This window comes from Corynebacterium sp. AOP36-E1-14, from assembly GCF_052377495.1.
In the GTDB taxonomy this organism is placed as follows: domain Bacteria; phylum Actinomycetota; class Actinomycetes; order Mycobacteriales; family Mycobacteriaceae; genus Corynebacterium.
In genome coordinates this window covers 12,049-26,498 of record NZ_JBQSWV010000012.1, presented here as the reverse complement: position 1 = coordinate 26,498, position 14,450 = coordinate 12,049, and the positions used below count along the sequence as shown (strand labels likewise).

14 protein-coding genes are annotated in these 14,450 nt (G+C 70.0%); 4 read left to right on the top strand and 10 right to left on the bottom strand.

Going from position 1 to position 14,450, the window contains the following annotated elements:
* The gene (locus ACT3TD_RS07325) at positions 1 to 1,146 is read right to left on the bottom strand and encodes an ABC transporter ATP-binding protein (RefSeq protein ID WP_441579009.1); all 1,146 of its coding nucleotides are present in this window, start codon (positions 1,144 to 1,146) and stop codon (positions 1 to 3) included.
* On the bottom strand, positions 1,143 to 1,784 hold the full coding sequence (locus ACT3TD_RS07320) for an ABC transporter permease (RefSeq protein WP_444637978.1): 642 nt from the start codon (positions 1,782 to 1,784) through the stop codon (positions 1,143 to 1,145). Before ACT3TD_RS07320 ends, ACT3TD_RS07325 begins: the two co-directional genes overlap by 4 nt.
* Positions 1,785 to 2,066: 282 nt before the next feature.
* Here ACT3TD_RS07320 and nhaA point away from each other — a divergent pair, with 282 nt between their 5' ends.
* Positions 2,067 to 3,896, top strand: a complete 1,830-nt coding sequence (nhaA, locus tag ACT3TD_RS07315; protein WP_441588331.1) for a Na+/H+ antiporter NhaA — start codon at positions 2,067 to 2,069, stop codon at positions 3,894 to 3,896.
* Between the two features lie 64 nt (positions 3,897 to 3,960).
* Positions 3,961 to 5,046 carry an isocitrate/isopropylmalate dehydrogenase family protein gene (locus ACT3TD_RS07310; protein ID WP_301442685.1) on the top strand — a complete coding sequence of 362 codons (1,086 nt, stop codon included), beginning with the start codon at positions 3,961 to 3,963 and terminating at the stop codon, positions 5,044 to 5,046.
* A 6-nt stretch (positions 5,047 to 5,052) separates the two neighbouring features.
* Here the strand turns inward: ACT3TD_RS07310 and ACT3TD_RS07305 are convergent, their stop codons facing one another.
* From ACT3TD_RS07305 to ACT3TD_RS07295, 3 genes are all read right to left on the bottom strand, one after another.
* On the bottom strand, positions 5,053 to 5,904 hold the full coding sequence (locus tag ACT3TD_RS07305) for a GntR family transcriptional regulator (protein ID WP_441579348.1): 852 nt from the start codon (positions 5,902 to 5,904) through the stop codon (positions 5,053 to 5,055).
* Positions 5,904 to 6,680: a histidine phosphatase family protein gene (locus ACT3TD_RS07300; protein WP_301442683.1), complete on the bottom strand. Its 777-nt coding sequence runs from the start codon at positions 6,678 to 6,680 to the stop codon at positions 5,904 to 5,906. The genes ACT3TD_RS07305 and ACT3TD_RS07300 overlap by 1 nt, the downstream gene beginning before the upstream one ends.
* 151 nt (positions 6,681 to 6,831) lie before the next feature.
* Positions 6,832 to 8,445: an AMP-binding protein gene (locus ACT3TD_RS07295; RefSeq protein ID WP_441579347.1), complete on the bottom strand. Its 1,614-nt coding sequence runs from the start codon at positions 8,443 to 8,445 to the stop codon at positions 6,832 to 6,834.
* A gap of 220 nt (positions 8,446 to 8,665) precedes the next feature.
* On the opposite strand from ACT3TD_RS07295, the gene ACT3TD_RS07290 reads away from it, so the two are divergent.
* A complete protein-coding gene (locus ACT3TD_RS07290) occupies positions 8,666 to 9,169 on the top strand; it encodes a hypothetical protein (RefSeq protein WP_301442681.1) in 504 nt (167 codons plus the stop codon).
* On the opposite strand, the gene ACT3TD_RS07285 is transcribed toward ACT3TD_RS07290, so the two are convergent.
* Positions 9,150 to 10,157, bottom strand: a complete 1,008-nt coding sequence (locus ACT3TD_RS07285; RefSeq protein ID WP_441579346.1) for a nucleoside hydrolase — start codon at positions 10,155 to 10,157, stop codon at positions 9,150 to 9,152. The two genes, ACT3TD_RS07290 and ACT3TD_RS07285, sit on opposite strands and share 20 nt — an antisense overlap.
* Entirely contained in the window at positions 10,154 to 10,960 is an 807-nt protein-coding gene (locus tag ACT3TD_RS07280; RefSeq protein ID WP_301442679.1) for a hypothetical protein, read from the bottom strand. Before ACT3TD_RS07280 ends, ACT3TD_RS07285 begins: the two co-directional genes overlap by 4 nt.
* A gap of 88 nt (positions 10,961 to 11,048) precedes the next feature.
* Between ACT3TD_RS07280 and ACT3TD_RS07275 the strand changes: the two genes are divergently transcribed.
* A complete protein-coding gene (locus ACT3TD_RS07275) occupies positions 11,049 to 12,059 on the top strand; it encodes a zinc-dependent alcohol dehydrogenase family protein (RefSeq protein ID WP_441579345.1) in 1,011 nt (336 codons plus the stop codon).
* A gap of 142 nt (positions 12,060 to 12,201) precedes the next feature.
* On the opposite strand, the gene ACT3TD_RS07270 is transcribed toward ACT3TD_RS07275, so the two are convergent.
* Genes ACT3TD_RS07270 through ACT3TD_RS07260 form a run of 3 tightly spaced genes read right to left on the bottom strand, consistent with a single transcriptional unit; the run spans position 12,202 to position 14,431 of the window.
* Positions 12,202 to 12,600 (bottom strand): MGMT family protein, encoded by a 399-nt coding sequence (locus ACT3TD_RS07270; RefSeq protein WP_444626856.1) that lies wholly within the window; start codon positions 12,598 to 12,600, stop codon positions 12,202 to 12,204.
* The gene (locus ACT3TD_RS07265; protein ID WP_441579343.1) at positions 12,600 to 13,145 is read right to left on the bottom strand and encodes a GNAT family N-acetyltransferase; all 546 of its coding nucleotides are present in this window, start codon (positions 13,143 to 13,145) and stop codon (positions 12,600 to 12,602) included. The genes ACT3TD_RS07270 and ACT3TD_RS07265 overlap by 1 nt, the downstream gene beginning before the upstream one ends.
* Positions 13,145 to 14,431 carry an adenylosuccinate synthase gene (locus tag ACT3TD_RS07260; RefSeq protein ID WP_444615100.1) on the bottom strand — a complete coding sequence of 429 codons (1,287 nt, stop codon included), beginning with the start codon at positions 14,429 to 14,431 and terminating at the stop codon, positions 13,145 to 13,147. The genes ACT3TD_RS07265 and ACT3TD_RS07260 overlap by 1 nt, the downstream gene beginning before the upstream one ends.
* Positions 14,432 to 14,450 lie beyond the last annotated feature (19 nt).

Genomic DNA, 14,450 nt, shown 5'->3' with positions numbered 1-14,450 from the left:
TCACCCCACCCCGTCCGAGTTGAGCTTGCGGGTGTAGTCGGTCACGCTCTCGTAGAAGATCACGCCGACGTAGCGGCCACGTTCGGTGACCATCGCACCGCCGTGGCTGGAGACCAGCATCGAGTCCAGGGCGTCGTTCACCGTGGAGCGCCGCTCCACGGTGGTCTCCAGGTCGATGCCCGGACGCGGGACGGTGCCGGCGCCCTGCAGGGCGCGCAGCCAGACCCAGTCGTGGGGACGTCCCCGGTCGTCGAGGATGATCACGCTGTCCTCGCCCGCGGCGTGCACCCGCTCGACGACCGACGCGGCGTCCTCCCCGATGGTGCAGGTCGGGAACTCGTCGAAGCCCACGTCGTCCACCCGCAGCAGCGAGAGCTGCTTGAGCTTGGAGCCGGAGCCGACGAAGTCGGCGACGTAGTCGTCCGCCGGGTTGCCGAGGATCTGGTCCGGGGTGTCGTACTGGGCGATGCGGGCGTGCTCCTTGAGCACGAGGATACGGTCGCCGAGCTTCACCGCCTCGTCGATGTCGTGGGTGACGCACACGATGGTCTTGTGCAGCTCGGCCTGCAGGCTGATCATCTCGTCCTGCAGCCGTTGCCGGGTGATCGGGTCCACCGCGCCGAAGGGCTCGTCCATCAGCAGGACGGGCGGGTCGGCGGCGAGACCGCGGGCCACGCCGACGCGCTGCTGCTGCCCGCCGGAGAGCTCCCGGGGGAAGCGGGCGCGGTAGACCGACGGGTCGAGGCCGACGAGGTCGAGCAGTTCGTCGACCCGGGCGGTGATGCGTTTCTTCTCCCACTTGAGTAGCCCGGGGACCAGTCCGATGTTCTGCGCGACGGTCATGTGCGGCAGCAGGCCACCGCCCTGGATCACGTAGCCGACGTTGCGACGCAGCTCGGTGGGGTTCTTCTTCGTGACGTCCTCGCCGCCGATGCTGATCACCCCGTCCGAGGGCTCGATCAGCCGGTTGATCATCTTCAACGAGGTCGTCTTCCCGCAGCCGGACGGCCCGACGAACATGACGGTCTCGCCCGCGGGGATCGTGAGGTTCAGGTCCTCCACCGCGGCGGCGTCCTGCCCGGGGTAGCGCTTGGTGATGCCGGAGAGTTCGATCTCGGCGCCGGAGTTCTGTCGGTCGTTCGTCATGCGCGGATCCCCTTCGAGGTCGTGAGTCGGCCCAGCAGGACGAGGACGGCGTCCAGGATCAGCGCGACGATCACCACGCCGATCGTCCCCACCAGGGTGTAGTACAGAGCGTTGGCGCTGCCGAACTGGCTCAGACCGGTGAAGATGTACCCGCCGAGCCCGGGGCCCAGCGCGTAGGCGGCGATCGCCGCGACACCCATCGACATCTGCGCGGAGACCCGCACGCCGGTGAGGATCACCGGCCACGCCAGCGGGAGCCGCACCCGCAGGAAAATCGCGGGGGAATTCATCCCCTGACCGCGGGCGGCCTCGATGAGTTCCGCCGGGACACTCTGCAACCCGACAATCGCATTACGCAGAATCGGGAGGGTGGCGAAGAAAACCACGATGAAGACCGAGGGAAGCGTGCCGATTCCCACCAACGGAATCACCAGGCCGAGCAGGGCCAACGACGGAATCGTCAACCCGATGGCCGAAAGCGCGTTCGCGACCGGGGTCAGACCACGGTAGTTCGTCACGACGACGGCGATGACCAGTGCAATCACGGTGGCGAGGATGATCGCCTGCACGACCAGACTCGCATGCTGGTAGGAGCGGAACAGAATGTCGGTCCACCGTGAGGAAATGAATTCATTCACTGGGTCACGTCGCTTCGTCGTCGGTATGGGATTTTCAGTAGCCTTGAGTGGTGTACGTCACAGACGAACAACGATAGGCCAGCGCACAACCCCGTGCAACCCGGCGCATTTCCCCGATCGGCCCGTCCCGGCGAAATTCACCGCGCTAATGCCGGAAAACCCCGGCTCATGACCGGCGTCGCAGACCCGATCACGGGAGCGCCGCGCGGCGTAGGATTCTCCCCGCCCGCCTGCCGCGGGGCCGATCACGACCATCCCCCCCCGGAGAAGGAGACGACCGCCGTGCCCGAGTACCCCCGGAACCTGCGCCGAAAGGTCCGCGTCCGCCGCGCACTCAACAACAAGACCTACGCGGCCTTCGCCCTCGTCGCCGCGACCGTCGCCGCGTTGGTCTGGGCCAACGTCGGCACCAGCTACGACACCGTGTGGGGCACGGAGGTGGGGTTCACCGTCGGGAACTTCTCCTTCAACCTCGAGTTCAGTGACTGGGTCGACGAGGGCCTCATGGCCTTCTTCTTCCTCATGGTCGGACTCGACGTCCGCCGTGAACTCACCCTCGGCGAACTGCGCACGCGGGAGCGGGCGATCCTCCCCGTCGTCGCCGCGGTCGGCGGGCTGATCGTGCCGGCCCTGATCTTCCTGGCCGTCACCCACGGCGAGGACTACTCGTCAGCCTGGGGGTCGGTGATCTCCACCGACACCGCCTTCGCCCTCGGCATGCTGGCCCTGATCGGGCCGCGCAATGCGCCGCGCCTGCGGATCTTCCTGCTGGCCCTGGCCGTGGTGGACGACATCGGCGCACTGTCGGTCATCGCCGTGTTCTACACCGACGAGCTGAACGTGGGGGCGTTGCTGCTGGGCCTCCTGGGCCTGGTCGGCATCTGGTTCCTGCAGCGCGCGCACATCTGGCGGGTCCTGCCCTACGCCGTGCTCGGCGTGTACACCTGGGCGTGCTTCTTCACCGGCGGCGTGCACGCCACGTTGGCCGGTGTGCTGATCGCCCTGCTCCTCCCGGTCTACCCTCCGCGCCGGTCGGACATGGCGATGGCGTCCACGGCGTTCCACCTTTTCCGGCAGGCGCCGCAGCCCGACATCGCCCGCAACGTCCGCTCGGTGGTCGCCTACACCGTGCCGCTGAACCAGCGGTTGTCGGACGTCCTGCCGCCGTACGTGAACTTCCTGGTGGTGCCGCTGTTCGCGCTGGCCAACGCGGGCGTGGCGCTGAGTTCGGACGCCTTGGGAGACGCCTTCACCTCGAAGCTGACCTGGGGCGTGGTGCTCGGCCTCGTCGTCGGCAAGGCCGTCGGCATCACCGTGGCGTCCTTCCTCGTCCTGCGGTTCATCCCGTCGGCCAGGCTGCCCGGTCTCGACCTGCCCCGCATCGCCGGCGCCGGTGTGCTCTCGGGCATGGGCTTCACCATCTCGCTGCTGGTCGTGGGCCTGGCGATCCCCGACGAGACGCACGCCGACCAGGCGCGCGTGGGCGTGCTGCTGGCGTCCGCCATCGCACTGCTCCTCGCCTGGGTGGTGTTCCGCCTCGGCGACCGCGCCCGGCCGCTGCCGGTGCCCGCCGGCACCTCGCTCACCAGGGCGGTCTCGCCGGAGGGCGACCACGTGCGTGGCCCGAAGGACGCCCCGGCGAGCATCGTCGTCTACGCCGCGATGAACCTCACCTACCGGCACGACACCGCCGACGCGCTGCTCGACGTGCACCGCAAGTACGGTGACGAGCTCCAGCTCGTGCTGCGTCACCACACGACGTCGGACGCGTCGCTGACCGCGGCGCTCGCGCTCGAGGCGGCCGGGGCGCAGGGACGTTTCTGGGACATGCACGACGAACTGACCAAGGTCCGTGGCGAGATCGACAACGACGCCGTGCGGGAGTCTGCCACGACCATCGGTCTGGACGTGGAGGAGTTCGAGGAGAGGATCTCCCGCCAGGTCGACGTGAGCCGGGTCGACGACGACAACCTCGACCTGGAGGACGCCGACGTGGGCTCCGAACCGGTCGTGTACGTCAACGGTTCACGCTTCGACGGCCCGCTGAACGGCCTCGCCCTGGCTGTGCAGGTACGGAAGGTGCTGGACGGGAAGGCAGTGCCCTCACGGTAGTGACCGCGGGGAACGGAACCCGCCGCCGCTCCGTTTGGTTTTTCACTCATGTAAAGTACCAACCATGAGAATCCTGACACTCCCGGGCGACGGCATCGGCCCGGAGATCACCACCGCCACCCTCGACGTCCTGCACCACCTCGACACCACCCGCGACCTGGGCCTGCAGGTCGAGCAGGACACCGTCGGCCTGGCCTCCCTCGCCGCCGAGGGCACCACCCTGCCGCCCCGCGTCCTCGAGCGCGTCCCGCAGGTCGACGGCGTGATCCTCGGCCCGGTGTCCCACTACGACTACCCGCCGGCGTCCGAGGGCGGCGTCAACCCCTCCGGGGCCCTGCGCACCACCTTCGACCTCTACTCCAACCTGCGGCCGTGCCGCACCCGCCCCGGCCTGGCGCAGCTGTCCGTGCTGCGCGACCCGATGGACCTGGTGATCGTGCGGGAGAACACCGAGGGCTTCTACGCCGACCGCAACATGGCCGCCGGCGGCGGCGAGTTCATGCCCGACGAGGACTCCGCCTTCAGCCTGCGCAAGATCACCGCCCACGCCAGCCGTCAGGTCGCCCGCGCCGCCTTCGACCTGGCCCGCACCCGCCGCGGCAAGGTCACCGCGGTGCACAAGGCCAACGTCCTGAAACTCACCGACGGCCTGTTCCTGCGCGAGGTCCGCGCGGTCGCCGCCGACTACCCGGACGTGGAGCTGGAGGAGCTGATCGTCGACGCCGCGGCCGCGCACCTCATCCGCCGCCCGCAGGAGTTCGATGTGCTGGTCACCACCAACATGTTCGGCGACATCCTGTCCGACGAGGCCTCGGAGCTCTCCGGCAGCCTCGGCCTCGCCGGCTCGTTGAACGTGGGCGCGGACATCGCCGTCGCCCAGGCGCAGCACGGCTCCGCCCCCGACATCCAGGACCGCGGCATCGCCAACCCCACCTCCCTGATCCTGTCGGCTGCGATGCTGCTCGACTGGTACGGGAACAAGAAGCACCGGCCGGCGTTGAGCGCCGCGGCCGCCGAACTCACCACCGCCGTCGACGCCGTCCTCGACGACCCCGCCACCCGCACCGGTGACCTCGGCGGAACGCTGGGCACCGCGGAGTTCGCCGCGGCGGTCACCGCACAGCTGGGCGACCGGCCCAACGACCGGTAGACGTCCCTACCTCCCCTTCTCCTCCGCGACCCCGCCGAGATGCTCACCGAGCAGGGCGGACGCCTCGGAGAGGCGTCCGTCCAGCACCAGGTCGGCGATCGCGACGTGCTCGGCGCAGCGCACCTGCGCGCGCGCCGGACGCAGCGTCCTGCGGTACTCCTGCAGGCGGCGCAGCCGGTTGACCCGCGCCACCGAGTCCACGAGGAAGGGGTTGTGCGCGCCGGCGACGAGCACCTCGTGGAAGCGGGAGTTCAGGTCGAACAGCTCCGGTACGCTCACCTGCGCCGCACGCCCGTCGGCCAGGGCGACCTGCTCGGCGCGGCGCGCCGTGAGTTCGGCGACGTCCACCCGGTAGCCGGGCTCCAGCAAGGCGGCGGGCTCCACGATCAGCCGGAAGCGGTGGCTCTGCCGGTAGGCGTCCGACGAGGTCAGCACCTCGCGGAAGCGCCACCCGTAGCCCGGCGCGGGTTCGGCCCACCCCTCGGACGCGATGCGGCGCAGCACCTGCTGCAGCTGCCCGGCGCCCAGGCCGTAGCGTCGCATCAGCGCGTTCTCGGTCACCTGCTCGCCCAGCTCCCCGTCGAGCCGGTCGCCGGCGATCGCGAGGTAGGCGGCCTCCTCCGGCCCCGCGTCCTGCCCGGCGGGCGGAAGCTGCGCGAGGACGTGGCCGCGGCCGTCGCGTCGCACCGTCCCGGCCTCCACGAGCAGCGCCAGCGCGGCACGCACCGGCGTGCGCGACACCCCCAGTTGCCCGGCCAGGTTGCGCTCCACCAGGCGGGTGCCCTCCACGGCACCGTTGCGCCGCAGGTCGTCGACGATACGGGTACTCAGCTGCTCGGCGAGCGGTGTCGCGTCCACTACAGCAGCGTGAGTTCCGGACGGGCGCCGGTGGCGTCGGTGCGGTCCAGGTGCGCGTACTCGTTGAACGACACCAGCTCCGCCCCCACGTAACCCGCCCGCGGGTCCCGCGGCTCGTCGGTGACCTTGATCACCGTCACCGAGGCGTTGTACACCCGCCCCATCAGCGGCGGGACGACCTGACGCGACAGGCCTGACACCGCCGCGGTGCAGGTGGCGATCACCCCGGCGGACGTGGCGACCACCGCACCACCGTCCTGGCGTGCGGATGCTGCGGCGCGGGTCAGTCCGCTGAGCACCGTGGCCCGGAACTGGCGGAAGCTCTCCCCGCCGACCCACTCCCCGATCGCGCCGGCGAGCACCTCGCGCATCACCGGGGCGGCGTCCGGTGCGTCCTCATCGTGCCCCGTCGCCGCCTTCAACCGCGCGGCGGTCTCCGGGTTGCGACGCAGCCACGGCACGACGACGGAGTCGGAGTCGAGCTCCTTCCACGCTGTGTCGGTGACAGGTTCGGCGGCCGGTTCGGTACCGTCCAGCGCCCGGGCGACGGCGGCGGCCGTGTCGTGCTGGCGGTGCAGCGGGCCGCAGATCACCGGCAAGCGTGGGCCACCGTCGAGACGACGGGCCAGGGCCTCGCCCACCGTCGCCGCCTGGCGTCGTCCCAGGTCGGTCAGCCCGTCGTACCGGCTCTGCACCGAGCGTTCGTCACCGGCACCGCCGTAACCGGACATCCCTGCGCCGGCCTGGCCGTGACGCACGAGGTAGATCAGTGCCATCGTTCGCTCCTGTCCCCGGCGGGCGGACCGCCGTCGGCATCTGCGCCACTGCCGGTTGAACAGTGGTTCACTGAGTTTTTCCCCAGGTTATACGATGCTGCGTTCACGAACGGGCCCGAGTCCCGCACCGTGTGCCGGAGCGGGGACGCCGCTACCCGCTGACCGGCACCCCGCGCAGGTCCTTGCGCAGGATCTTGCCGGTGCCGGACTTCGGGATCTCGTCGACGACCTCCACCATGCGGATCTTCTTGTACGGGGCGACCTGCTCGGCGACCCACGCGATCAAGGCGTCCTTGTCCACCGTGACCGGCTCCCCGTCGTGCACCTGGGCGACGACGAAGGCGCGCGGCAGCTCCTCGCCGTCCTCCTCACGGATGAAACCGACGACCGCGGCGTCGGCGACGTCCTCGTGCGTCATCAGCAACGCCTCGAGCTCCGCCGGGGCGACCTGGTAGCCCTTGTACTTGATCAGTTCCTTGGCCCGGTCGACCACGTACACGTTGCCCTCGTGGTCGTACTCCACCACGTCACCGGTGCGCAGCCAGCCGTCGCCGACGAGGGTGTTCTGTGTGGCCTCCTCGTTGTCGAGGTAGCCGAGCATGATCTGCGGGCCACGGACCCACATCTCACCGGAGTCGGACTTCTCGCCCGCGTTGCCGGGCGGCAGGATCTCGCCGAGGGCCTCGTCGGTGAGGTCCACGACCTTGCACTCGGTGTTCGCCACCGGCAGGCCGATGGACTCCAACGGGGTGGTGCCACGGATGCCGGTGTGGGTCACCGGGGAGGTCTCGGTCATCCCGTAGCCCTGCACCACCGTGACGCTGAGACGCTCCTGCACCGCCGCGGCGAGCGCGTGGTCCAGGGCGGCCGCGCCGGAGAGCAGGGTCTTGAGCTTGTCCAGGTCGTAGTCGTCGACCAGCGGGTGCTTCGCCAGCACCACGGCGATCGGCGGGGCCACGAAGGAGAAGTCGATGCCGTGCGCCTGGTGCAGCTCCAGGAAGGTCTTCAGGTCGAACGAGGGCATGGTCACCAGGTGCGCCCGGTTGGCCAGCGTGGTGTTGAGCACCGTGTTCATCCCGTAGATGTGGAAGAACGGCAGCACGGCCATCACCGAGGAGTTGCGGTCCTGCCCGTTCTCGGTGAGCTGCGGCAGGGTCTGCAGGATGTTGGCCACGAGGTTGGTGTGGCTCAGCCGCACGCCCTTGGGCACACCGGTGGTGCCCGAGGAGAACGGCAGGACGGCCACGTGGGACGCCGGGTCGATCGTCACCTCCGGGGCCGGGTGGCCCTGCTGCAGCATCGCCGCCAGGCCCTGCGTGCCGTCGGTGAGGTCGACGATCGCTTCGTCCGACAGCCCTGCCTTTCGGGCGCCGTCGGCGCCGTTGGGGCCGAGCATCTCGACGGTGAACAGCAGGGACGCCCCGGCGATGGTGACCTGCTTGGCCACGTCCTCGGCGGTGTTCAGCGAACCGACGGTGGTCACCGTCGCCCCGGCGCGCAGGATGCCGTGGAAGGCCACGACGAAGGCGTGGGTGTTCGGGCAGTGCAGGGCGACGACGTCTCCCACCCCCACCCCGCGGGCGGCCAGCGCCCCGGCGAAGAGGTCGACCTGCTGGCGCAGCTCACCGTAGCTCACGGTTACGCCGGTGGCGGAGTCCGTGACGGCCGGACGCTCCTCGTCGCCGGGTGCGAGGGTCCCGAAGACCTGGTCGTAGACGCTGATGTCGGGCACGTCGATGCGGGGGTAGGGACTCGCGACTGGCACGGTGGCTCTCCTGGTCTCTCGGCTCTCGCGTCGGCTCCCGGGACCACCGTGCGGTGGCCACGGTCACACTGTTGCGCTTTGAGGATCAAACTACCGTCCGAGGTCCCCCTCCCGCAGCGTATTCGGCCCACCCAGGACCTGCTCGGCGATGACATCCGTCAGTCGCATCCCTGACAGGTGGCCCTACCTGGGGGAAGTCACCGCCAGCAGAATCGGGGGCATGATTTCCGACACCATCGCAGACCTCTTCCAACGCTTCGCGGAGTACGCCGCCTCGGTGGAGCCCTGGCAGCAGTTCCTCGTGATCCTGCTCGCCGGTGCAGTGCCCTTCATCGAGTCCTACCTGGGCAGTTTCCTCGGCGTGGCCCTGGGGATCGAACCGTCGGCCGCCGTCGTCGCCACCGCTGTGCTGGGCAACGTACTCTCCACCTTCGCCCTGATCGCCCTGGCCGCCCGTGCCCGCCGTGCCACCACCTCGAGGCGCGGTGGCGAAAAGACAACGAGCAACCGCCAGCGGAAGATCGCCCGCTACGTCGAGAAACTCGGCGTGCCCGGCGTCTCCCTGCTGGGGCCGATCATCCTGGCCAGCCAGATCACCGGCCCCACGCTGGTGGCCCTGGGCGCGGACAAGCGGGCCGTCTACCTGTTCCAGGGCGTCGCGATCATCGCCTGGGGCGTGCTCTTCGGGTTCTTCGGCGACCTCGTCATCTCCTGGTACCTGTGACCGTGAGCGCAGAGGCGAACCGGGCGGACACCTCGTCCGGGTCCAGTCCGGTGAGGACGCGGGCATTCGCCGGACGTCCCCAGTACGGTCCCACCGCCGTGTCTTCTGTGCCCGCCGCGCCGCCGTCCATCCAGTCGGCGACGGTCGTGCCGCGCAGCAGCGCCGACTCCGCCTCCACGGCGACCGTCGCCGCCCGGAAGTCCGCCCCGACCTCCCCCAGCATCACCATCGCCGCGGCCAGGTCGTGGATCTGCGCGAGGTAGCCGACACCCACCGACTCGTGGAACTCGAAGTAGAACCGCAGTGCGTCGCGCAGCAGGTCCGGCAGCTCACCGGCAAACCCGGCAAGCATCGCCTCCAGACGCTCCGGGGTCAACAGCACCTGCTCGGTCACGTTCAACGGGCAGATCACCGGCGGCACCGCCCCCTCCGGCCAGTTCTCCAGCGCGAAGGACAACGCGTGCGGGTCGACCCACGAGTTCCACTCCGCCGTGGGAGTCGTATTACCCGGGTAGGTGAACGCCCCGCACATCAGCGTCACCTGCGTGCCACGCAGCACCTCCGGGGCGTGCTCCACCGCATAGGCCAGGTTCGTCGCCGGCCCCGCCACCAGCAGGTGGTCCGGGGCGGCACGCCGCCACGCCGCCACCGCCGTCGCAGCGTCCGACGCGTCCGGCACGTTCAGCACATGCGGCGTCCAGTACCCCAACCCCTCCGGGCCGTGCGTCTCCGGCGTGGTCGTCAGCGGCAGCACCCGCGGCGCCTGCGCGCCCGCCACGACCGGCACGTCCGACGCCCCGGCGACCCGCAGCACTTCGAGCGAGTTCCGCGCCGCCAGCGCCGCGGTGGTGTTGCCCGCCGACGTCGTGACCTGCAGATCAATGGCACCCGACCGATGCTTCGAGGCCAACCACACCAGCGCCAACGCGTCGTCGATACCGGTGTCCACGTCGGCGACGACCCGCGTCGGGGCGTCCCGCGCACTCACCGCTGCACCGTCTCCGCCGTGGCGTCGTCCCACCCGAGGGAGAGGAAGGACGCGTCGCCGTCGGCGAACGCCGCGACGTCCTGCACCACCGACGCCAGGTCCCCGGCGTGCCGCCGGAAGTGAGACCGCCGCGTCCGGTACTCCACCACCCAGCCGTTGCCCAGGCGGGCGGCCTGCACGAAGGTGACGTGCCCGACCGCGGACGCCTCCAACGCCGACTTCCCGCCGGCCAACCCCGACTCCACGACCACGTAGGGGATGCCGTCGTCGGAACGCTCCCGCCGGTCGGCGTCCGCGGCGAGCGTGGCGTGCACGCTGCCGGCGTCCACGTGCAACGTCACCGTGCCCACCGACGAGCGCATCCGCAGCCCACGGTCCACCCCGGTCGGGTTCACCCAGATCTGCTCCATGTCGTCGACCATGCACAACCCCAGTTCACAGGCCTTGTCCTGGAGCACGGGGCCCGTGGTCGCCGCCTCGGAGAACGGCAGCACCACGTGCAGCACGTCGTTCGCCGGCACCACCGGGTACTCCAGCACCGTGAAGGAGTCGACCCCGGCGACCCCCACGCCGCCGAAGTCGCAGTGCTCGTTCACCCACGCCGCCAGGGCCGCCACCGACCGCGGCGCAGGACGCCCCGGGTGCGGGTCCCCACCACCGCGGCGGAACGCCTCCGGGTGGGTGGTGGCGCTCATGTCGTCGCCGAGTTCCTCGTGGATCCTGTGCGCCTCGGCGACGAGATCCTCGTCGGGACGGTAGCTGTCACCTGCACAAGGACGGAAGAAGAGGAAGCCGAGGGTCATGCCGACCCATTCTATGGTGATGCGTATCACCGCCGTAAGCATTGGGGTGGTGAACCACCCCCGCCACCGCAGACTAGACTGCCACCCCATGAGAGCAGCAGTCGCCGACCGCCCGGGACCGCTCGACGAGGTCGTCACCGTGGACACCGTCGCCGGGCCCGGCCCGCCCGGCCCCACCGAGCTGACCATCCGGATGACCGCCACCACCGTCAACCCGTCCGACGCCGTGACGGTCTCCGGGGCGTACGCCTCACGCACCACCTTCCCGATGGTCCCCGGTTTCGAGGGCGTCGGCGTCGTCGAGGCCGTGGGGCGCGACGTACCTTCCCACCTGCGGGACCTCGTCGGACGCCGCGTCCTGCCGCTGGGTGGGCCCGGCTGCTGGCAGCAACGCCGCTCCGTGGAGCACTCCTGGTGCGTGCCGGTGCCGGAGGACCTGTCCGACCGCACCGCCTGCTTCTCCTACATCAACCCGCTGACCGCCTCCATGCTGGTGACACGACACTGCGCGGGAGCCTCCTCCGTACTGGTCACCGCAGCGACATCCGCCATCGCCGGGCACCTGGCCGAGCTGCTGACCGAGTGGACGTCGCTGCGCCCGGTCGGACTGGTGCGCGGCACACCGGGCAGCACCGTCGCCGACCCCGAACGGTGGTCCGGCCTGGTCAGCACCGCCGAGCCCGACTGGCGCACGCAGCTACGGTCGCGGTTCGGGACGTCCGGCGGGCCGGACGTGATCCTCGACTGCATCGGCGGGTCTCTCGGCACCGACCTGGTCGACGCCCTGGCCCCCGGAGGCACCCTGGTGCTCTACGGACTGCTCTCCGGTGAACCGCTGCCCATGGACTGCTTCGACGGACGACGCGGAACCCGCGTGGAGATGCTCCGCCTACGCGACACCGTGCACTCCCATCCGCGCCACCTCCTCCCCGAGCTGTTCACCCCGGTCTTCGACCTGCAGCGACGCGGCCTGCTGCACACCCCCGTCTCCGTGGAGACCGGGCTGGACGGACTGCCCGGGGTGCTGGGGGGCGGTGGTGTTGGCGGTGGCGGCAGTGGTTTCGGGCGCGGCAAGATCCTCATCGACCCGTGGGCCTGACCAGCCGTGAAGCTGCTGCACCAGCCCCCATGTCATCTGACTCATGCCCCAGGTCAAGAATCGGCTGTTTCCTGACCTGGGGCATGAGTCAGGTGACATCGCCGAGCCAATACAAGTCAGGGTGACGTCAGTACGGAGTCAATCAGCGCGAGGGAGACGAGGAGAGGCGTTCGGCGATCTCCTCGGCGTCGAGGCACTGGCTGGTGGGGATGAGCAGGCTGTCGCCGTCGTGGGTGAAGGACACCGCGCGTCGGGCCAGACCGGCCGAGCGGGAGTCAGGGCCCTCCCCCATCTCCGGGACCACGAAGTGCTTGGCCTTGCCGCGTCCACCGCGCACCGTGCCCACCGGGATCACCGGGGCGGCCAGGTCCCAGCCGAAATCTCCTCCGGCGAGCACGCGTGCCACCGCGCGGGCACCTCGGGGCAGTCCGAGCGCCGTGGCGATCTCCCCGTAGCCGGTGACCTCACCGTCCTCGATGAGGGCGAGGACCTCCCCGACCTGAGTATGCAGGTCACCCAGATCGCCCACCTGAGCAGCCACTACGAGGACAGGCGTCGGCGGTAGAACACCGAACGCGAGGTCCGGTCGGGGTACACGCGCGGGGCGTCCTCCTCGTGCATCCGCTCGGCGCCGTTCTTCTCCATCGAGCGGCAGGAACGCAGGTTCTCCACGTCCGCACGGAACCACACCTCACGCACCCCTGCCTCGCCGAGGACGCGGTACATCGCGGACTTGAGGTCGCGGTTCGCCGCGCCACCGCGTCCCCGGGCATCCGGCATGACCCAGGTGTAGCCGAGCATCACCGAGCCGGCGTCCTCGTCGGTGTTGTACACGGTGGTGCAGGCCAGCGGCCGGTCAGCAGGCTGCTCACCGGACCACAACGCGTAGGTGCGCTTGGCGGGGTCCGCGATGAACTCGGCCAACGGGAAGGGTCGCACGGTGAAGAAGTGGAAGGTCTCCGCGCGCTGGCCTTCCGGCAACGCGGCCTCGATCGCCGCGGCGTCCTGCGCGGTCACCAGACGCATCTCGCGGCCGTCGCCGGCGGTGAAACGCTCCGGGATCGACGGCCACACGCGGGACCCCATCAGGCCAGGACGTCGTTGATCACGATGGTCTCGTCGCGACCCGGGCCGACACCCACGTAGGAGATCCGGCAGCCGGAGAGCTCCTCGAGCCGGTTGAGGTAGTCCTGCGCCTTGGCGGGCAGGTCGGCGAAGGTGCGGGCGCCGGAGATGTCCTCGTCCCAGGCGGGCATGGTCTCGTAGATCGGCGTGGCGTGGTGCACGTCGGTCTGGCTCATCGGCATCTCGTCGTGGCGCACACCGTCGACGTCGTAGGCCACGCAGATCGGGATCTCACCGATGCCGGTGAGCACGTCGAGCTTGGTGACGAACAGGTCGGTGAAGCCGTTGACCCGGGAGGCGTAACGGGCGATGACGGAGTCGTACCAGCCGCAGCGGCGCTTACGGCCGGTGTTCACGCCGATCTCACCGCCGGTGGTCTGCAGGTACTCGCCCCACTTGTCGAAGAGCTCGGTGGGGAACGGGCCGGCACCCACACGGGTGGTGTAGGCCTTGATGATGCCCAGGGAGCTGGTGATGCGCGTCGGGCCGATGCCCGAGCCCACGCACGCGCCGCCGGCGGTGGGGTTCGACGAGGTGACGAAGGGGTACGTGCCGTGGTCGACGTCGAGCATCGTGGCCTGGCCGCCCTCCATGAGCACGGACTTGCCCTCGTCGAGCGCCTGGTTGAGCTCCAGCTCGGCGTCGATGAGCATCGGGGTCAGACGCTCGGCGTAGCTGAGGAAGTAGTCCACGATCTCGTCGGCGTCGATGGCCTTGCGGTTGTACAGCTTCACCAGCATCTGGTTCTTCTGGCTCAGCGCCCCCTCGACCTTCTGCCGCAGGATGGACTCGTCGAGCAGGTCCTGGGCGCGGATGCCGATGCGCGAGACCTTGTCAGCGTAGGACGGCCCGATGCCACGGCCGGTGGTGCCGATGGCGCGCTTGCCGAGGAAGCGCTCGGAGACCTTGTCCAGCACCTGGTGGTAGGGCGCGACGAGCTGGGCGTTGGCGCTGACACGCAGGCGGGAGGCGTCGGCACCGCGGGCGACGAGTCCGTCGATCTCCTCGAACAGGGCCTCGAGGTTCACCACGCAGCCGTTGCCGATCACGGGCACGGCGTTCTCGCTGAGCACCCCGGCGGGCAGGAGCTTGAGCTCGTACTTCTCCCCTCCGACGACGACGGTGTGGCCGGCGTTGTTGCCGCCGTTGGGCTTGACCACGTAGTCGACCCGGCCGCCGAGGATGTCGGTGGCCTTGCCCTTACCTTCGTCGCCCCACTGCGCTCCGACCACGATGATTGCTGTCATGAGACCTGCCGTCGCTTTC

Excerpts from the sequence above, each read along its gene's own strand:
- ACT3TD_RS07325 (WP_441579009.1), bottom strand. The coding sequence starts at position 1,146 with ATGACGAACGACCGACAGAACTCCGGCGCCGAGATCGAACTCTCCGGC.
- ACT3TD_RS07310 (WP_301442685.1), top strand. The coding sequence starts at position 3,961 with ATGAGAATCCTGACACTCCCGGGCGACGGCATCGGCCCGGAGATCACC.
- ACT3TD_RS07300 (WP_301442683.1), bottom strand. The coding sequence starts at position 6,680 with ATGGCACTGATCTACCTCGTGCGTCACGGCCAGGCCGGCGCAGGGATG.
- ACT3TD_RS07290 (WP_301442681.1), top strand. The coding sequence starts at position 8,666 with ATGATTTCCGACACCATCGCAGACCTCTTCCAACGCTTCGCGGAGTAC.
- ACT3TD_RS07280 (WP_301442679.1), bottom strand. The coding sequence starts at position 10,960 with ATGACCCTCGGCTTCCTCTTCTTCCGTCCTTGTGCAGGTGACAGCTAC.
- ACT3TD_RS07275 (WP_441579345.1), top strand. The coding sequence starts at position 11,049 with ATGAGAGCAGCAGTCGCCGACCGCCCGGGACCGCTCGACGAGGTCGTC.
- ACT3TD_RS07265 (WP_441579343.1), bottom strand. The coding sequence starts at position 13,145 with ATGGGGTCCCGCGTGTGGCCGTCGATCCCGGAGCGTTTCACCGCCGGC.
- ACT3TD_RS07260 (WP_444615100.1), bottom strand. The coding sequence starts at position 14,431 with ATGACAGCAATCATCGTGGTCGGAGCGCAGTGGGGCGACGAAGGTAAG.